Raw genomic sequence first — 17228 nt, 5'->3', positions numbered from 1 at the left:
TTGTTCCTTGCTCTTTGTTATAAAGCGAAATTAACACGTTGGGATTTAGAAGATATGACCGTTGGTGATTGTTTTGATTATATTGCTGAATTCGCTGAAATGGAGAATCCAGACAAAGACAAAACACGTAAAGCGGGTCAAAAAGACTTCGATTCATTCTAAGAAAGGGGTGAGAAAATGGCAGGAAGAATTAAAGGGATTACGATTGAAATTGGTGGAGAAACTACTGGTCTTCAAAATGCTTTAAAAGATGTAAATAAACGAAGTAATGATTTAACAAAAGAACTTAAAGACGTTGAACGGTTGTTAAAGTTTGATCCTGGTAATGTGGAAGCATTAGCTCAAAAACAACAGTTACTTACACAACAGATTGAAAATACCACGCAAAAGCTAGATAAATTAAAAGCAGCAGAACAACAAGTTCAAGCACAATTTCAAAACGGTAAAATTTCTGAAGAACAATATCGTGCGTTCAGGCGTGAGATTGAATTTACAGAAGGGTCTCTTAATGGTCTGAAAAATAAGCTTGGAAACATGAAAGCCGAGCAGGAAAGTGTAGCTAGTTCCACAAGACAATTAGAAACGTTATTCAGAGCTACAGGGAAAAGCGTTGATGATTTTGCAGGAGCGTTAGGAAATCGTCTTGTGAATGCAATTAGAAACGGAACGGCTACAAGTAAGCAGTTAGAGCAAGCAATTGGAATTATCGGAAAAGAAGCATTAGGCGCAGGGACAGATATTGATAAATTACAACGTGCGCTAAGATCTGTGGATGCTGGTAATTCGATACGACAGGTACAAAATGAATTAAGGGATTTACAACAAGAAGCTGGGAGAACAGAGAAAAAGTTTGAAGGGCTAAAAATAGGATTAGAAAATGTTATTGGTGGATTAGCAGCTGGTGGCGGAATTGCGACAGCTATTGAAAAAGCTATGGATATGTCAAAGCTACAAACGAAAATTGATATAGCTTTTGATGTTCCAGATTCATCAAAAAAATCCGTAGAGGATGCAATAAGAGGTATTTCGGCTTATGGATTAGATGCGGAAGAATCGCTTGCTGGTGTGCGTAGACAATGGGCTTTAAATAAAGATGTAAGTGATGAAGCAAATGCAGCAATCGTAAAGGGAGCAGTAGCAATTGCACAGTCCTATGAAGGTATAGATTTTACTGAGTTAATTCAAGAAACAAATGAAATCGGCAGTGAACTAGGTATTTCACAAGAAGGTGCTCTTGGTATGGCTGATGCCTTATTGAAAATGGGTTTTCCACCAGAACAGTTAGATATTATCGCTGAATATGGTGGACAGCTTACAAGAGCAGGTTATACAGCTGAAGAAGTACAAGCTATTATGGCAGCTGGGGTTGAAACAGGTACTTGGAATATCGATAATTTATTGGATAAAGTATTGTCCCTATGAGTGGTGACATTCATAGAAAACTCCTTTAAAACGGTGGAACTCTCTGTCATAGAGACAATACCGTGCCAAGCATTTAATAAATCAAAGATGTTATTTACTTTGTATATTTAGACAGACATCCTTTTACAGATGATTTAATTATTTTAAATTGATGAGTCATTTTTACTGTTGATACTACTTTTAATTATTCAATAATCCTCTCTATTGCTGTAAGATATTGTATTAGGAGTGAGGGTATGGATAGAAGATTTTATATTTATGAATGGATAAGGATTGATACTAACGAGCCTTTTTATGTAGGAAAAGGTAGTGGTAATCGAGCGTATCAAATTGATAAAAGTAGAAATAGGTATTTTAAAAATATTTTAAACAAAACTGAGGTAGCTGTAGCTATCATATCTAATAATTTAACCGAAAAAGAGGCTTATGATGCTGAAGTTTGGTTTATTTATGAATATAAGCATGTTTTAAACTACAAACTTGTTAATTTAGATGATGGAGGACTTGGTGCGGTAGAAGGAAAGTTTAACCACATGTACGGTCGGAAAGGATCGTTACATCCGAATTATGGCGTGGTTGTGTCAGAAGAAACCCGCAGAAAGCAAAGTCTAGCTCGTTCTGGAAAAAGAAATGGAATGTACGGAAAACGTGGGGATTCAAGTCCGATATACGGACGTAAGAAAACTGAACAAGAGCGTTTAAATATAAGCCAAGCGTTAAAAGGAAAAAAGAAATCAGAAGAACACAAAAGAAACTTAAAAATAGCTAGAGAAAAAATAGACGTAGGTGGAGCTAATAACCCGAATTACGGAAACGGTCAAGCTATTGCAGGAGGTAAAAATCCCGCCGCTGTAAAAGTTAAAGTTACTGATAATCTAGGTAATGTTACAATCTATGAAACGAAAGAAATAACAAGTAAGCAGTTTAAAATAAGTTTATATTTATTAACAAAGTTATTAGGTAAGAAAATTTCTGTAGAAGATGATTTTAATAGGCAAAAAAGTAAATATCGTCATTTAGAAGGGTACAAATTTGATTTGTTAGATGAAGGTGTAACGACTAGTCGAGAGACGTACACTATAAGCGAATGATAGTGGAAATGGGGAGCATCTAGGATCTGTTTTTGCTTAGATGATGATATAGTCTGGTCTTACTGGCGACAGTGAGCGGTCCTTTGGGGACGGGTAAAGTGTTGCGTACTTTACTGAACATAACGGGTTTAAAAGAAGGACGTATCAAAGCGGCTGAGTTTGGTCAAGGTGTCGATAAAGCGATGAAAGAAGCCCTTGAAGGCACGCAAATTTCGGCAGAACAAGTTGAAAAGTGGGGGCAAGCTGTAGCTAATGGTGGTAAAGAAGGTTCAGCGGCTATGACTGAAATTGCCCAGGCTTTATCTGAGGTTGATGATGAAACCAAACGTAATGAATTAGGTGTTAAATTTTTTGGTACGATGTACGAAGATCAAGGGCAAAACATCATTAATACTTTGCTAGGTGCGAAAGATAAAACAGTCGATTTTGGAAAGCAACAAGACAAATTAAATGATTCTATTAAGAAAATGGATGCAAATCCAGCAGTTAAATTCCAAAAGGCAATGCAAGATTTACAAGTAGCCCTCAAGCCAGTTCTTAGTGTTATAGCTGATGTCGTTGCTAAAATAGCTGATTGGATTTCTAACAATCCCAAATTAGCAGCTACGTTGGCAGCTATTGCAGTAGCTATTGGAGTAATCGCAGGAGCGTTTATGGCTTTAGCGCCGATAGTTGTCGTCATATCAGGGATAGGAGCAGCGATGATGGGATGGATAGCCCTTTTTGCTGTTATTGTAGCCGCGGTAGTTGCTTTAGGTGTTGCCATTTATAAAAACTGGGATTCTATAAAACAGTGGACAATAGATACTTTTAATTTTATAGGTGATTATTTATCAAATTTGTGGAGTGGAATAGTCGAGACATCATCAGCTTGGCTATCTTCTCTTGTAGAATCAGTGTCTAGTTGGTGGTCTTCTCTAGTAGAATCTACGACAATGTGGCTATCATCACTTGTTGAATCGGCATCGACTTGGTGGTCTTCACTTGTCGAAACAGCATCAACTTATTGGTCTTCTTTAGTAGAGACGGCATCTTCATGGCTATCTTCTTTAGTAGACACAGCAACAGGGTGGTTTTCTTCTTTAGTTGATACAGCTGTAAGTTGGCTCTCTTCCTTAGTAGAAACAGCATCGATTTGGTGGTCATCCTTGGTTGAAACAGCATCTCAATTCTTTATGCAATTGTTCCAAAAATGGCAAGAAATTTGGAATTCTATACTTACATTCTTAGATCCAATTATTTCATTAATTTCAACGGTCCTACAAGCTGGATGGTTATTAATACAAGCAGGTGCACAAATTGCTTGGGCGGCTATATCTCAATATATTATTCAACCGATTCAAGAAGCGTATGATTGGGTAAGTCAACAGATTGGCGAATTGGTTTCATGGCTTGGCACACAATGGGAAATTGCAAAGGCGGCCGCGCAAATTGGATGGGGTTTATTGAAACAATATATTATTCAACCTGTTCAAGATACGTGGAATTTAGTCAAAGAAAAATTTGGTGATTTGGTTAACTGGTTGAGCCAACAATGGGAGTTAGTAAAGTTAGCAACACAAATTGCTTGGTCTTTATGCAAGCAGTATATTATCCAACCAGTCCAGGAAACTTGGATTTTAGTGAAAGAAAAATTTTCTGATTTGGTTTCTTGGCTAAGTTCACAGTGGGAATTAGCAAAATCTTATACACTAGCAGGTTGGAATTTAATAAAACAGTATGTTATTCAACCGGTTCAGGAATTGTGGAATACAACGAAACAAAAACTAGCAGATTTAGCTAACTGGATATTAGGAAATTGGGAATCTATAAAATCCTATACACTTTTAGCCTGGAATTTAGTGAAGCAATACGTAATTAATCCAGTAACTGAAACGTATAATCAAGCCAAACAAAAATTCACTGATTTATATAATTCAGCGCGCGAGAAATTTGATTCCGTGAAGAGTGCCGCACAAGAAAAATTTGAAGCGGCAAAAAGATTTATTATGGATCCAATAAGAGATGCAGTTGATGGGGTAAAGGGGTTCATTGATAAAATCAAAGGATTCTTTGATAATTTGAAATTGAAAATTCCTAAACCTGAAATGCCTAAAATGCCGCACTTTAGTTTAGAAACTAGTACAAAAAATGTACTGGGTAAAGACGTTACTTATCCATCAGGAATTAATGTTGATTGGCGCGCTAAAGGTGGTATTTTCACTAAACCGACTATCTTTGGAATGAATGGTGGAAACTTACAAGGTGCAGGAGAAGCTGGAAAAGAAGCGGTTTTACCATTGAATAAAAAAACACTTGGAGATATTGGTGCGGGAATAGTAGCAGCCATGCCACAACAACAATTTGCTATGTCGGGAGAAATCAATCAACTATTGGGTGACATGAGCCGTATGATGGCTAGCTCTATGAGCCAGTTATCAGGATTAAAGTCTGTTATGAGTGGTGTGTATGGAAGTATGTCAAATAGCAGACAAGCTATGGCAAATAGCGTATCAAATCAAGTGATTAATTATTCGTCTGGATCATCTGGTGGTGGAGCCATTCCAATGCTTGGTGGTGATTTAGTTGTTGAAGTTCCTGTTGTTTTAGAGGGACGAGATGTGGCGCGTGGGACTTATCGATATACGAAAGAGTATCAAGATAGAGAAACAGCAAGAAACTCAGCCTTTTAGGTTAGGGTTTCTTTTATTTTATATAGAAATGAGGTGGAAAAATGAGTTCTTTTACATTTAATAACGAACGGAAAAAATACATCCAAATAGAAAAAGGATGGAGTCCACCAACATGGGCACCTCTGAAACGCAATTTCTTAAAAACGCCTGGATATCCAGGCGCAAGATTATTAGGAATGGAAACAGATCCTCGTCCACTTCCTGTCCCTGTGGGAATTATCGTTCCAGATGGAAAAGATTTAGAAACATTAAAAGAAGAAATAGCAGCTTGGTTAATTACAGAAGAAGCAGTTGAGCTAGTATTTGATGCAACTCCTGATAGAACATATTTAGCTATTATTGATGAAGATTTTAATCCTGAGGATTTCGTTACGTTAGGTAAAGGTACTTTGAAGTTTATTTGTCCGATGCCTTATAAATTAGGACCTACTCGAACAGTAGATTTTCAATCAGGTGCACGTGGGTTAACGGCAAATGTTCAAAACAAAGGAACAGTTCACTCTAATCCTATTATTGAGATTGACATTACGAAACCAAACACTTTTTTAGATGTATGGTTCGGTGGAATATCTTTAAATAATCGAGATTATTTTCGTATCGGTATGCCACTAAAAACTGTGGAAAAGCCTGTAGAAAAGAATCAGCGTATAGTATGGGATGAAATGGCTACTACAGTCGGATGGAGTAAAGTCAGTGCAATGGAAGATGGTGAGCCAGTTGGCGAAATGAAATCAGATAAATATCAATTTTATTGTTCTGATTTCGGTACTGGAACAGGTAAAGGATGGCATGGTGCAGCTGTTAAAAAGAGTATACCTGGTGGTCCATTACAAGATTTTATTATGCAAGCCTACGTTACTTGTAAGAGTAAGAAAATCAATGAAATGGGACGAGTTGAGATAGCAATACTCGATGAAAATAGTAAGGTACTTTCAAAAATTGCTATGAATGATCTCTATTGGCAAGCTGAACAAAATTTTGGAACGATGGTTATCGGATACGATAACAAACCAGGGAAAACAGGGCTGATTTATGAGAGCGGTGATTATCCAAATACATGGAATCAATATTTCGGTCGATTGTGGATAGCTAGAACAGGAAACGTATGGGAAGCGTATATTTCAAAATTTCTTCCTGGGACAGAAAAAGATGATTCAGAACGTTTCGCACGGTGGACTGATGAAAATAACTATCACATGGAAAAAGCAGCTCAAATACAGATTAGCATCATGCAATGGCAGGATGTACCGCCAGTAGAAGCGATGTCAGTTAGTGATTTGAAGTTTTGGAAAGTGAATTTAAATACGAAAAACACACCGCCTTATATAGTAGATGTTGGCGATAAAGTTGTAATTGATACAGAAAATAGTCATGTAACGATTGAAGGGAAGGATGCGATTAATATTAAAGACATTTTCAGTAATTTTCCTGTCATTAATAAAGGTACTAATATACTAGAAATCATGCCTTCTGATATCGGAACAGCCAGGGTTAAATATAGGGAGCGGTTTAGATGAGAACACCAAGTGGAGTCTTACATATTATTGATTTTAAAACTAGTCAAATCGTTTCAGCTATACAGCCAAAAGATTACTGGGATGATAAACGGCATTGGGAAATCAAGAATAATATCGATACTTTGGAGTTTAAAGTATTTGATAACACGAAATATGCAGCCACACTTATGCAACAAAACTTAGTATTAAAAGAAGTAAGGGATGGGCGTATTGTTCCGTATGTAATCACTGAAGTAGAGAAAGATCCTAACGATAGATCCGTAATTACTTATGCATCAGGTGCATGGATTAATCTTGCTAAAGATGACTATATTCGTCCACAGAAAATTGAAGGTAAGACAGTAAATGAATTTATGGACATTGCTCTTGTAGGTGTAAAATGGCAGCGTGGTAAAACAGAGTATGCTGGTTTTCGTTCTATGACTATTGATGAATTTATAGATCCGTTGAGTTTCTTAAAAAAGATTGCTTCCCTATTTGAATTAGAAATTATATACCGTGTTGAAGTGGTCGGTTCTCAAATCGTAGGTTGGTATGTAGACATGGTGAAAAAAAGAGGGAGAGAAACAGGTAAGGAAGTCTCGTTAGGTAAAGATTTAGTTGGAATTAAACGTATTGAAAACTCACAAAACATTTGTACAGCTTTAATTGGCTTTATCAAAAAAGAAGGTGGAGAAGTTCTCACTATCGCAGATATAAACAAAGGTATGCCATATATTGTGGATAGCGATGCTTTTCAACGCTGGAATGAAAAAGGTAAACATAAATTTGGATTTTACACTCCAGAAACAGAAGAAGATATAACACCAGAACGATTGTTGACTCTTATGAAAGCAGAGTTAGCAAAACGTGTGAATACTTCTGTTTCTTATGATGTTCAAGCACAAAGTATAGGGCGTGTATTTGGACTAGCTCATGAGTTAATCAATGAGGGAGATTCAATTCGAATTAAAGATACTGGATTCACGCCTAAGCTTTATTTAGAAGCGAGAACAATTGCTGGTGATGAATCACATAAAAATCCATTGCAAGATAAATATGTGTATGGTGATTACCGTGAGATTACAGATCCAAATGAAGAACTACGAAAGATTTACAATCGCATTCTTAGTTCCTTAGGAAATAAACAAGAAATGATAGATCAGCTAGATAAATTAGTTAAAGAAGCTAACGAAACCGCTGGTAATGCACAAAAAGAATCAGAAGCAGCCAAAACACTTGCTGAAAAGGTTCAAGAGAATCTTAAAAATAATACCGTTGAAATTATAGAAGCTAAGAATCCGCCGACAACAGGATTAAAGCCCTATAAAACACTTTGGCGTGATATTAGCAATGGAAAGCCTGGTATTTTAAAAATATGGACAGGTACAGCTTGGGAATCTGTTGTACCAGATGTAGAGTCTGTCAAAAAAGAAACATTAGAGCAGGTTAATAAAGATATTGAGTCCACAAAAAAAGAGTTAAATCAAAAAGTTCAAACTGTGGAAAATAAAGCTCAAGAAATAGCTGGACAAATAGTTGATGTTCAAAAGCAAGTTAATGACAAAGTGGATCAAACATGGATTAATACTCAGCTAAAAGATAAGGCTGATAAATCAGGTGTTTATACGAGAGATTACATCGATAATAACACTGTTGGTAAACAAGTCTATGAAACTGATAAACAAGGGAATGTACAGAAATTCAAGGATATAAATACATCTATTGGTCAAACGAATGAAGCTCTTACACAGAAAGCCGAGAAGTCAGAGTTAACGAAAACGAATGAGGGTCTATCACAGCTTGAAAAGAAAACGAATGAAGTAATACAAACCGCTGATGGTACGAAACAAGTACTTACTGATTTAAAAACAAAAGTTGATAATACGGAAATTGGTGTTCGAAATCTATTACTAGAAACGGCTACTAAATCGCATTTAGTGAAGACTGGGGAAAACAAGCAATCTACTTATTTTGATGTAGCCAAAGATGCAGTTACTTTAATGCAGGGTAAGAATATTGCTATGAGTTTCCTATTTACAGGTAAAGTTACGGCATGGGGTGTAACGAATAAATGGGTTGGTATCGAAGTGAAGATTACTTTCACAGACGATACATTTCAGTATCCAAGTTGTCGCATAGAAAACCGCCTAACACCAGGTAAACAGTATAACAAGGAAAGGTTCACAGCGAGTGCTGTAGTAATAGATAAGCCTATTAAAGGGATTTCAGCTTACGCTTTAGCACGTGATTTCACTGGGGATACGTTAATTGAAAAGGCTAAATTAGAAATTGGCACAGTACCGACAGCATGGACACCAGCACCAGAAGATCAGGTATCAACAACTGAATTCACGAAAAAAACAGTAGAAATTGAGACTACTATTAAAGGGATCAATACTTCTGTATCAAATATACAAAACGAACAGGGAAAGCTTACCGAACGAGTTACTACATCAGAACAAACCGCTGATGGATTTAAAACTTCTATTGAATCATTAACGAAAAAAGATGGGGAAATTAGCGGGAAATTAAATACAGTCGAGCAAACTGTGGAAGGTACAAAAAAGACAATTTCAGATGTGCAGCAAACAGCAAATGATCTCAAGAAAACAACAACTGAAATTACAGAGCAAGCAGGTAAAATCAATGAAAAGTTAACTAGTGTAGAAACGAAAGTTAATAATGATAAGGTTGGGGGACGTAACCTTGCATTAGATTCAAATGTAAAATATGAGAAAACAGATTATTTAATCAATCAATATTCTCTAACTGAAAATTTCGCTACAGGTGAGGAATATACCTTTGTAATTAAAGGAAGTGTCCTTCAAGGTCAAAAATTTGGGATTTGGCAGAATGGTGGGTCTAGCAATGTTGGATATGCAACAAGTGTTTACGCTAATGGAATAACTTATGTAACCTTCAAAGCTGTTGCGGCTACAAGTGGGAATGAACGAAAGTTAAGTTTATATAACTCTCCAAGTAATACTACAAAAGCTACTGTAGAGTGGGTTGCTCTATATAAAGGGAATAAGCCGCAGGATTGGACGCCAGCCCCAGAAAACCAAGTTGCAAATGATGAATTTACGAAGAAAACAAATGAAATTACAAAAAGTGTGGATGGTATCAAAGAAACAATAACAATAGTAGAAAATAACCAAAATGGATTTGATAAACGTGTTTTAGAAGTTGAAAAAACAGCAAGCGGTTTATCCTCCACAGTTGGGAATTTAAATAATATAGTAGATGCGCAAGGTAAAAAGCTTACTGAAGCAAATTCTAAAATTGAACAACAGGCAACAGCAATCAATGCAAAAGTTGAATTGAAACAAGTAGAGGATTATGTTGCTGGTTTTAAGATTCCTGATTTGAAGAATACAGTTAATAAAAATAAAGAAGATCTATTAGCAGAACTAGCGAACAAGCTTGCAACTGAGCAATTTAATCAGAAGATGACTATGATCGACAACCGTTTTAGTGTTAATGAGAAAGGTATCGATTTAGCAGCAAAAAAGACAGAAGTATATACAAGAACGCAAGCAGATGGAGAATTTGCTAAAGATTCCTATGTAAGAACTATGGAATCACGCCTTGAGCTAACAGAAAAAGGCGTTAGTATATCTGTAAAGGAAAACGGTGTAATCGCAGCATTCAATATGAGTAAAGAGAATATAACATTGAATGCGAACAAGATTAACTTAGTAGGTTTTATTACAGCGAATCATATTAAAGGGCAAGTTTTAGAAGGAGTGACTTTAAAGACTACAGGAGATTCCGAACAAAGATATATACAAATTAATAAACAAAACATACGTCTATATGATAAAAATGAAATACGTGGATTTTTAGGGTTTTATGATAGATCAACAGACGGAGGACTCCAACCAACTTTTATTTTAGGGCGAGACAGTGCGCAAGGGTCAATGAACGGTTCATTTGCACTTACACAAGTAACCCCAAGGATAAATGGAGTAGAGAATTTTGACACATCATATGCAACTCTAGGTATGGTTGCATACTATAATCCTACTACAAATGAATTTTCTAGAAGCTCACAAATTTCATTCTATCGTGATGGCGGGCATATGAATATAAGTGCTGATGGAAGGCTTAATTTACAGTCTAAAAATGATGTTTATATAGGGACAGAAGGTCTTGCTGGAACTTATGGTGGTCGTGTGTATGTAGGTGCGGCTAGTTACGCATGGGTAAAGGCTAACAAAGAAGTATATATCGAATCTGGTAATGGTAACTGGATTTTTTCAAAAACCAACAAACCAAGTGAGCAAAATGCACCTGTTATAAAAGACGATGATATGAATGCTGATTTTAGGCTTGCTTATGTTCTAATGAGGTCCTCTCACGCCTCTGGTTATCAAGGCAGTCTTCAAATTAAAAGTGTTAACGGTAATGAATTTAGGGATTTAGAAGCTCGTTATATTAAGGCTGTATCCTTACAACAGACATCTACAAGAAAAATTAAAACAGCCATTAAGGATATTGAAATTGATTCACTTGATAAGTTTATGGGACTTAAAGTGCAACAGTATCACTTTAAATCCGATATGGATAGATTGTATGAGATGAGAGAGAACAGAAAAGAAGGAGATCCATTACCTACTGTTAAAGATATCCCTCTACAATATGGGTTTATAGCAGAGGATTCTGATGATGTATTTACTACAGTAGAAAAGGAAGCTATTAATCTATATCCTGTAGTTTCTCTTGCAATCGATGCAACGCAAAAAATATATATTGAACTTAAAGCAGAGAATAAACAACTCAAAGAGCGAGTAGCAACACTTGAAAATGACGTATCAGAAATGAAAGCATTACTTCAAAAATTAATTAGTTAAAACCAAGGGAGCAGCAAACGCTGGTCTTTTTTATTTTGCATAGAGGAGTGATTTTATGACATTCAAAACACGAGAACTTACTGTAGATTTAGTAAATGAGATATCTACAAAGGAAATACGTTTCTCACAAGGTGATAGAAATTCCGCTAAATTAGTATTAAACATAACAAATGAAGGACAGGAATTAGATTTGAGTCAGGCAAAAGCGGTTCGAATCACTTTTAAAAAGCCAGATGGTACAACAGTGTTTCAGGAAGATTTGCAACCGATTAACGCGACGAAAGGTAAATATCAAATTATCTTAAAAACACAAACTCTAGCAGCGGCAGGAAATGTGTATGGGCAAGTTCGAATTTTTGAAAAGGACCAGGAGTTAGATGCAGAACCGTTTGGATTTACTGTTAAACAATCATATTCAGGTAATGGTGCCGTTGAATCTACAAATGAATTTACAATTATCCAAAAAGCGATTGAAGCAGGGGAGAAACTTAAAGGAGTAGATATTGACGGTATCATCGCAGCAGGGGCAAAAGCTGATGCAGCAGTTAAAAAAGCTGGGGATACGATGACAGGCGATCTAAACATGAACGTTGATAGAAACGTTACTTTTAAAGGCAGTAATGATAATGAATTTAAAATACGTGCTCAAGCAGGAAACAATAAGTTAATTATGCAGAAATTACACCCTACAGAAGGAAATAAATTCGTATGGGAGTATCAAGCATCGACTGATACATTTACATTGAATTCGACTACTAACCTTGTGAAGAAATCGGAAAACTATTCAGAGTTCACACAACCTGATGGACGAGCTATTACGATAACAGGTCAAGACTTGAATACTATAATCAAAGCTGGACAGTACTCTGGGCAGAACATGTTGAACACGCCAGACGGTGCAGCGGCTTCATCTAAGTTCTTCTATATTGAAGTGGTTAAACACACATCCTCTGACTACGCTAAACAGACGGCTACTACACTTGCTGTTGCAACACCTATGGTTTGGGTAAGGCTATGGAATAAAGGTGTGTGGGGAGAATGGATTCAACAACTAGATATTAACGGCGGTACTGTAGCTAATAACTTTATTTATGGTACAGGCGGTAAAGGTTTAATATGGCGATATGGAGAATTCATGGACACGGGCATCATGTCTACAGCAGACGGCAAGCAGTTGTACATGAAAGATTGGAAGAGAGATAAAGTTCTTTGGAGTAATGACGACAACGGTTTCAATGTCAACGCTGCGAACCTTGTTAAGAAGTCTGGGGAGGTCATGACAGGAGATTTACAACTTGATAGACCGACAGGGGCATCTTACCGTGAATTAAAATGGACTACAGGTGGTGACATAGACGTTGTACTAGGTCAAGACGTAGGCGGCAACTGGAGAGCCTACCATTCTGGTGCAGGTAATTCGATTTTCTCCTATGATAAAACTGCAAAATCTTTCAATATCCTTGCGCCAAACACTAACGTAGTGACGAAAACGAAAGACGGGAAAGTAACTTTAACATTAACGGCAGACGCTACAGCAGGAAGCGCAACCCCTCAATTAGCTACACGGAAAGGGAATGTGGTAACAGTTAATTTAGACGTAGTTAGAAATGCAGGAGCTACAGGTCTTATTGTTACAACTCTACCTGCTGATATGTGCCCAACAGAATCTTATGCATTCGACGCAATCGCCGTTGATGGAACGCCATCACGAGTAATGGTTCGATACAATGGAGAAATATATGTTGACGCCCCAGGGAAGAGATTTAGAATATTAACTACTTTCGTAGTGAATTAAAGGAGGCTATTTCATGGCTAAATATTACGGCTATTGTTACGATGATAAAGGGAAATTTACGGAAATCATTCCGTTAGATGAGAAACCGATTTACGAAAGAAAAGAATTCATCCGAGAAGAACAGAAAGAAATTGTTACAGAAGAGAAGTTATGTGAGCTTCACCAATCTATTGAGGATGGTACGTATAAACCTGACGTGCCGCTCCCCGATCCGGGTGAAGATCCAGAAGAGGCAATGGAATTTCTTCCAGAGGAACCGATCGACAAACACGAATGTCCTGATTGTGTTATACGCAGTGTTGAGTATGTACCTGTTAAAGTGCCATATAAGGAAGATGTTATTGTAGGTTACGAGCCAGATATCCCAGAAAATTGTACTTTAGAAGTTTGCCCCTGGTTAGCTTACGATCCAATATTCACGGGGGTAAAATGGGTTAAAACAGTTGAGCCCAAGCCTGAAGAACCGCAACCAGAGGAACCATCGGAATTAGAAAAACTTAAAAAGCAGATGGAATTAATGCAGAAGGCAATGGATGAAATGATTATTGCAGGTATTCAATAAAAAAGGAGTGGACCCAAAATGGCAGAATACATGGCACAACGAGTTATCGATGAAGTTTTTACCTATACATTTATCATTGTAAAGATGAAGACGTACAAAGAAAGAATCGATAAATACCTAACTGACAATGGAAGAGCGGATTTAATTACGGATAGCGCACAATAGTGGGCTTTTTATTTTTAATAAAATACGGCTTGTATTAACAGAAGTGGTTATCGTAAATTCGAATAATTAGATTAAAGATCATTGTTATGATAGAATATTCGTATTATTTTATTCTTATTTTTAATATGCGTTAGGAGGAGAAATGTTTGGGGATTTTCTATCATGCATCCAATACGGAATTAAAAAAAGGTGAACTGTTGACTATTAATTATGGTAAAGCAATACAGCATCCTGATTTTTATAGGGGAAGCGAACATAATTACGCTCAACATTTAAGAGAGATGATTTTTGAAGAAGTAAGAAAAGTTAGCTTTCCTTCGGCACCTTCTCGATTAGAATCAAAATATCTAGTAAAAGATTTAAAAGCGGCATTAGCATATCGAAAGAAGTTCAACATAAATCATGTTTATGAAGTGGAAATAGAAGAACCTGGTCGTATTATAACTGCTGATATGACATGGATTGATTTTAGCACAGGGAAGCATTATGAAGATTTGAAAACGTTAGCGCGTAACTATTTTAGTGAAAAAAGAAGTGAAAATTATTTTTTTGAAACATTATATGATGGTCCAGTTCGTGTAAAAAATAAAGTGAAGCTGTAAATAGATTCAATTCATAGATCAAGAGGAGCGATTTCGCTTCTCTTTTTATTTTGAGGAGATGATTAGTGTGAAACGAATAGTAGACCAAGCGATTTATGAAAAGTATGTTAGCCAGAAAAATAAAAGTCTAGTCAAGGATTTTCTTATTGAAAAGAAAGCACAAGGAAAAGCGGCAAGCACTTTACAGCAATACAATTGGGATTTACGAATTATTTTGTTTCTAGTACATGAACACTTCGAAAATAAAAATCTTATTGATTTAACACGTAAAGACATTCGAAACTTATCTATTATTTTTCAAGAAATGGGAATGTCTAATGCGCGTGTAAATGGATTGATGAGTGCTTTACGTTCAGCACTTGAATTTTGCGCAGACGATGATGACTATAATTATGAATTCAATGTAGGTTCAAGGGTACGTGGTTTACCTAAGAATCCAATTAGAGAAATTACATTTATAACTGAAGAACAAATTGAATGGTTAATCGATGAGTTAATAGCAGAAGAAAGATATATGTTAGCTACGTATTTAGCACTTTCATACTACAGTGCAGCTAGAAAAAATGAAGTTTACCAAGTTCAAAAAGAAGGACTGACAGAACAATATTATACAAATGTGGTCCGAGGGAAGCGTGGTAAGAAGTTTAGATTATATTACAATCCACGAGTGCAGAAATGTATTCGTTTATATATAGATCAACTAGGTAAAGATACTATTCCAGATTTATTTGTAAGAGTTTATAAGAATGGTGGGCGAAAACTTTTAAATAAAAGCGTATTTAATTATTGGTGCAAGATATTTGCTAAGATGCTGCGTGAAAAAGAAGGTAAAGAGTTTAAAATAAATCCGCACTGTTTCCGTCATAGCAGATTAGATAATTTAAAAGTGCAAGGTGTACCACTAGAGAAGCTAAAGTCGTTGGCTAACCACTCGGATATTTCTACAACTGAATCTTACTTGAAAGATAGAAGTGAAGAAGATATTGCAGAGATATTTGGAATGGATCCAAGTTATTTTGCAGCATAAAAGGAGTGAAGTTATGACAATTGAAATTGGAGTACTTATAGCAATCGCATCAGCATTAATCGGGTATTTTTCTTACTCGCTAAATCGCTCAAAAGAAATTAAGTCAGACGGTCAACAAGGGGCAGAGATGAAAGCGAAATTAGAATACATCAGTAAAGGTGTTGATGATATTCGTATAGACCAAAAGGCGAGTGAAAGGCAGATGGTTTCGTTTGGCGAGCGTATTACAAGGGTCGAAGAAAGCTCTAAACAAGCGCATAAGCGCATTGATAATGTAGAAAAGGAGATAAATTAACTATGAATCAATCAAAAGAGAATATAAAAAAACGATTCCGCAACTGGAAAACATGGGTTGCGGTTTTTTCTTTGCTTGGATTTTTGTTTACAAAGTTTGGTGTACCAGAGGCGAAAAGCTTCTTAGATGAATTAGCACCTTATTTATTAACTGTTGGTATCGCACTTGGCATTTGGTCTGATCATGATGTAAATAGTGAAGGGGATGATAAATAATGGGTTATATTGTAGATATTTCTAAATGGAATGGTAATATTAATTGGGATGTAGCAGCGTCACAGCTGGATTTAGTGATTGCTAGGGTGCAAGATGGTACGAACGCAGTAGATCATATGTATCAAGGATATGTAAGAGAAATGAAAAAACGTAGCGTTCCATTTGGTAACTATGCATTCTGTCGTTTCGTTTCTGAGAATGATGCACGTGTAGAAGCTCGTGACTTCTGGAATCGTGGTGATAAAGGTGCTTTATTTTGGGTTGCTGATGTGGAAGTAAAAACAATGGGGGATATGAGAGCTGGCACGCAGGCATTCATTGATGAATTACGCAGACTTGGTGCTAAAAAGGTTGGATTATATGTTGGCCACCACACATACAAAGAATTCCAAGCAGATAAAATAAACGCTGACTTTGTATGGATTCCTCGTTATGGCGGGAATAGACCAGCTTATCCATGCGATATTTGGCAATACACTGAAACAGGGAATGTAGCTGGTATTGGTAAATGTGATTTGAATGAATTGATTGGGAGCAAATCTTTATCTTGGTTTACAGAAGAAAAACAACCCGAACAACCTGTTTCTAATGGCGGATATCAATATATTAAATCTGGTGAATTCGGTACTAACTTAATTGAAGAAGCTATCCAAGCGATGAACGAAAGAGGAACAAAGGGGAAAGTGGTTGTTAATCCATTAACAGGTCTTGCTCATATTGAAACAGAGGTTTTACCTAATCCAGAATTAGACAAGATTACCTGGTGGATGGATACTAGACCTGGTGGTAAATGGTGGTATGAATATATTAAAGTGAATTAATCATTTTTTTAACAAAAGAATAGTTTTATGAACAAAAATTATTATCTGGTTCTATATGTAGATAATTATATATTGATTTCCATCTTTATAAATGTTAGTGTAAATATACACCGTTTCTTATTTATCTATGAGTACTGTCTGTAGAACGAATAGAATAATTTGAAAAAAGTCCCCTTTTGCACTTATATGCAGAAGGGGATTTTAATTTT

Annotated in this window: 12 protein-coding genes and 1 pseudogene; all 13 read left to right on the top strand. The window is 36.3% G+C overall.

The genetic code is table 11. From position 1 onward, the window contains the following. Positions 1 to 177 precede the first annotated feature (177 nt). Positions 178 to 1404, top strand: a pseudogene (locus LUS72_RS18620) (DUF2207 domain-containing protein); the annotation flags it as partial. A gap of 254 nt (positions 1405 to 1658) precedes the next feature. Further along, complete coding sequence (locus LUS72_RS18615; protein ID WP_264447816.1) at positions 1659 to 2513, top strand: NUMOD3 domain-containing DNA-binding protein; 855 nt, start codon at positions 1659 to 1661, stop codon at positions 2511 to 2513. A 98-nt stretch (positions 2514 to 2611) separates the two neighbouring features. After that, complete coding sequence (locus LUS72_RS18610) at positions 2612 to 5185, top strand: phage tail tape measure protein (RefSeq protein ID WP_420720164.1); 2574 nt, start codon at positions 2612 to 2614, stop codon at positions 5183 to 5185. Positions 5186 to 5226: 41 nt separating this feature from the next. Next, a complete protein-coding gene (locus tag LUS72_RS18605) occupies positions 5227 to 6702 on the top strand; it encodes a distal tail protein Dit (protein ID WP_264447814.1) in 1476 nt (491 codons plus the stop codon). Continuing rightward, a complete protein-coding gene (locus LUS72_RS18600; RefSeq protein ID WP_264447812.1) occupies positions 6699 to 11537 on the top strand; it encodes a phage tail spike protein in 4839 nt (1612 codons plus the stop codon). The genes LUS72_RS18605 and LUS72_RS18600 overlap by 4 nt, the downstream gene beginning before the upstream one ends. A gap of 55 nt (positions 11538 to 11592) precedes the next feature. After that, positions 11593 to 13332 carry a BppU family phage baseplate upper protein gene (locus tag LUS72_RS18595; protein ID WP_264447809.1) on the top strand — a complete coding sequence of 580 codons (1740 nt, stop codon included), beginning with the start codon at positions 11593 to 11595 and terminating at the stop codon, positions 13330 to 13332. Between the two features lie 13 nt (positions 13333 to 13345). Next, positions 13346 to 13894: a hypothetical protein gene (locus LUS72_RS18590; protein ID WP_264447807.1), complete on the top strand. Its 549-nt coding sequence runs from the start codon at positions 13346 to 13348 to the stop codon at positions 13892 to 13894. A gap of 18 nt (positions 13895 to 13912) precedes the next feature. Further along, on the top strand, positions 13913 to 14059 hold the full coding sequence (locus LUS72_RS18585) for a hypothetical protein (protein ID WP_167738264.1): 147 nt from the start codon (positions 13913 to 13915) through the stop codon (positions 14057 to 14059). A gap of 146 nt (positions 14060 to 14205) precedes the next feature. After that, positions 14206 to 14661 (top strand): DUF2441 domain-containing protein, encoded by a 456-nt coding sequence (locus LUS72_RS18580; protein WP_264447805.1) that lies wholly within the window; start codon positions 14206 to 14208, stop codon positions 14659 to 14661. Positions 14662 to 14728: 67 nt separating this feature from the next. Beyond that, positions 14729 to 15688, top strand: coding sequence for a tyrosine-type recombinase/integrase (locus LUS72_RS18575; protein ID WP_264447803.1), 960 nt, complete (start codon positions 14729 to 14731; stop codon positions 15686 to 15688). A gap of 13 nt (positions 15689 to 15701) precedes the next feature. Next, a complete protein-coding gene (locus LUS72_RS18570; RefSeq protein ID WP_264447801.1) occupies positions 15702 to 15983 on the top strand; it encodes a hypothetical protein in 282 nt (93 codons plus the stop codon). 2 nt (positions 15984 to 15985) lie between these two features. Next, positions 15986 to 16198, top strand: coding sequence for a hypothetical protein (locus LUS72_RS18565; protein WP_153598888.1), 213 nt, complete (start codon positions 15986 to 15988; stop codon positions 16196 to 16198). Beyond that, complete coding sequence (locus LUS72_RS18560) at positions 16198 to 17019, top strand: GH25 family lysozyme (RefSeq protein ID WP_264447797.1); 822 nt, start codon at positions 16198 to 16200, stop codon at positions 17017 to 17019. Before LUS72_RS18565 ends, LUS72_RS18560 begins: the two co-directional genes overlap by 1 nt. Positions 17020 to 17228: the final 209 nt, after the last annotated feature.

It is taken from the genome of Bacillus cereus (genome assembly GCF_025917685.1).
Taxonomy (GTDB): Bacteria; Bacillota; Bacilli; order Bacillales; family Bacillaceae_G; genus Bacillus_A; species Bacillus_A cereus_AT.
Note: the sequence above shows the minus strand (reverse complement) of the source record. Positions and strands in the feature narration are given on the sequence as shown.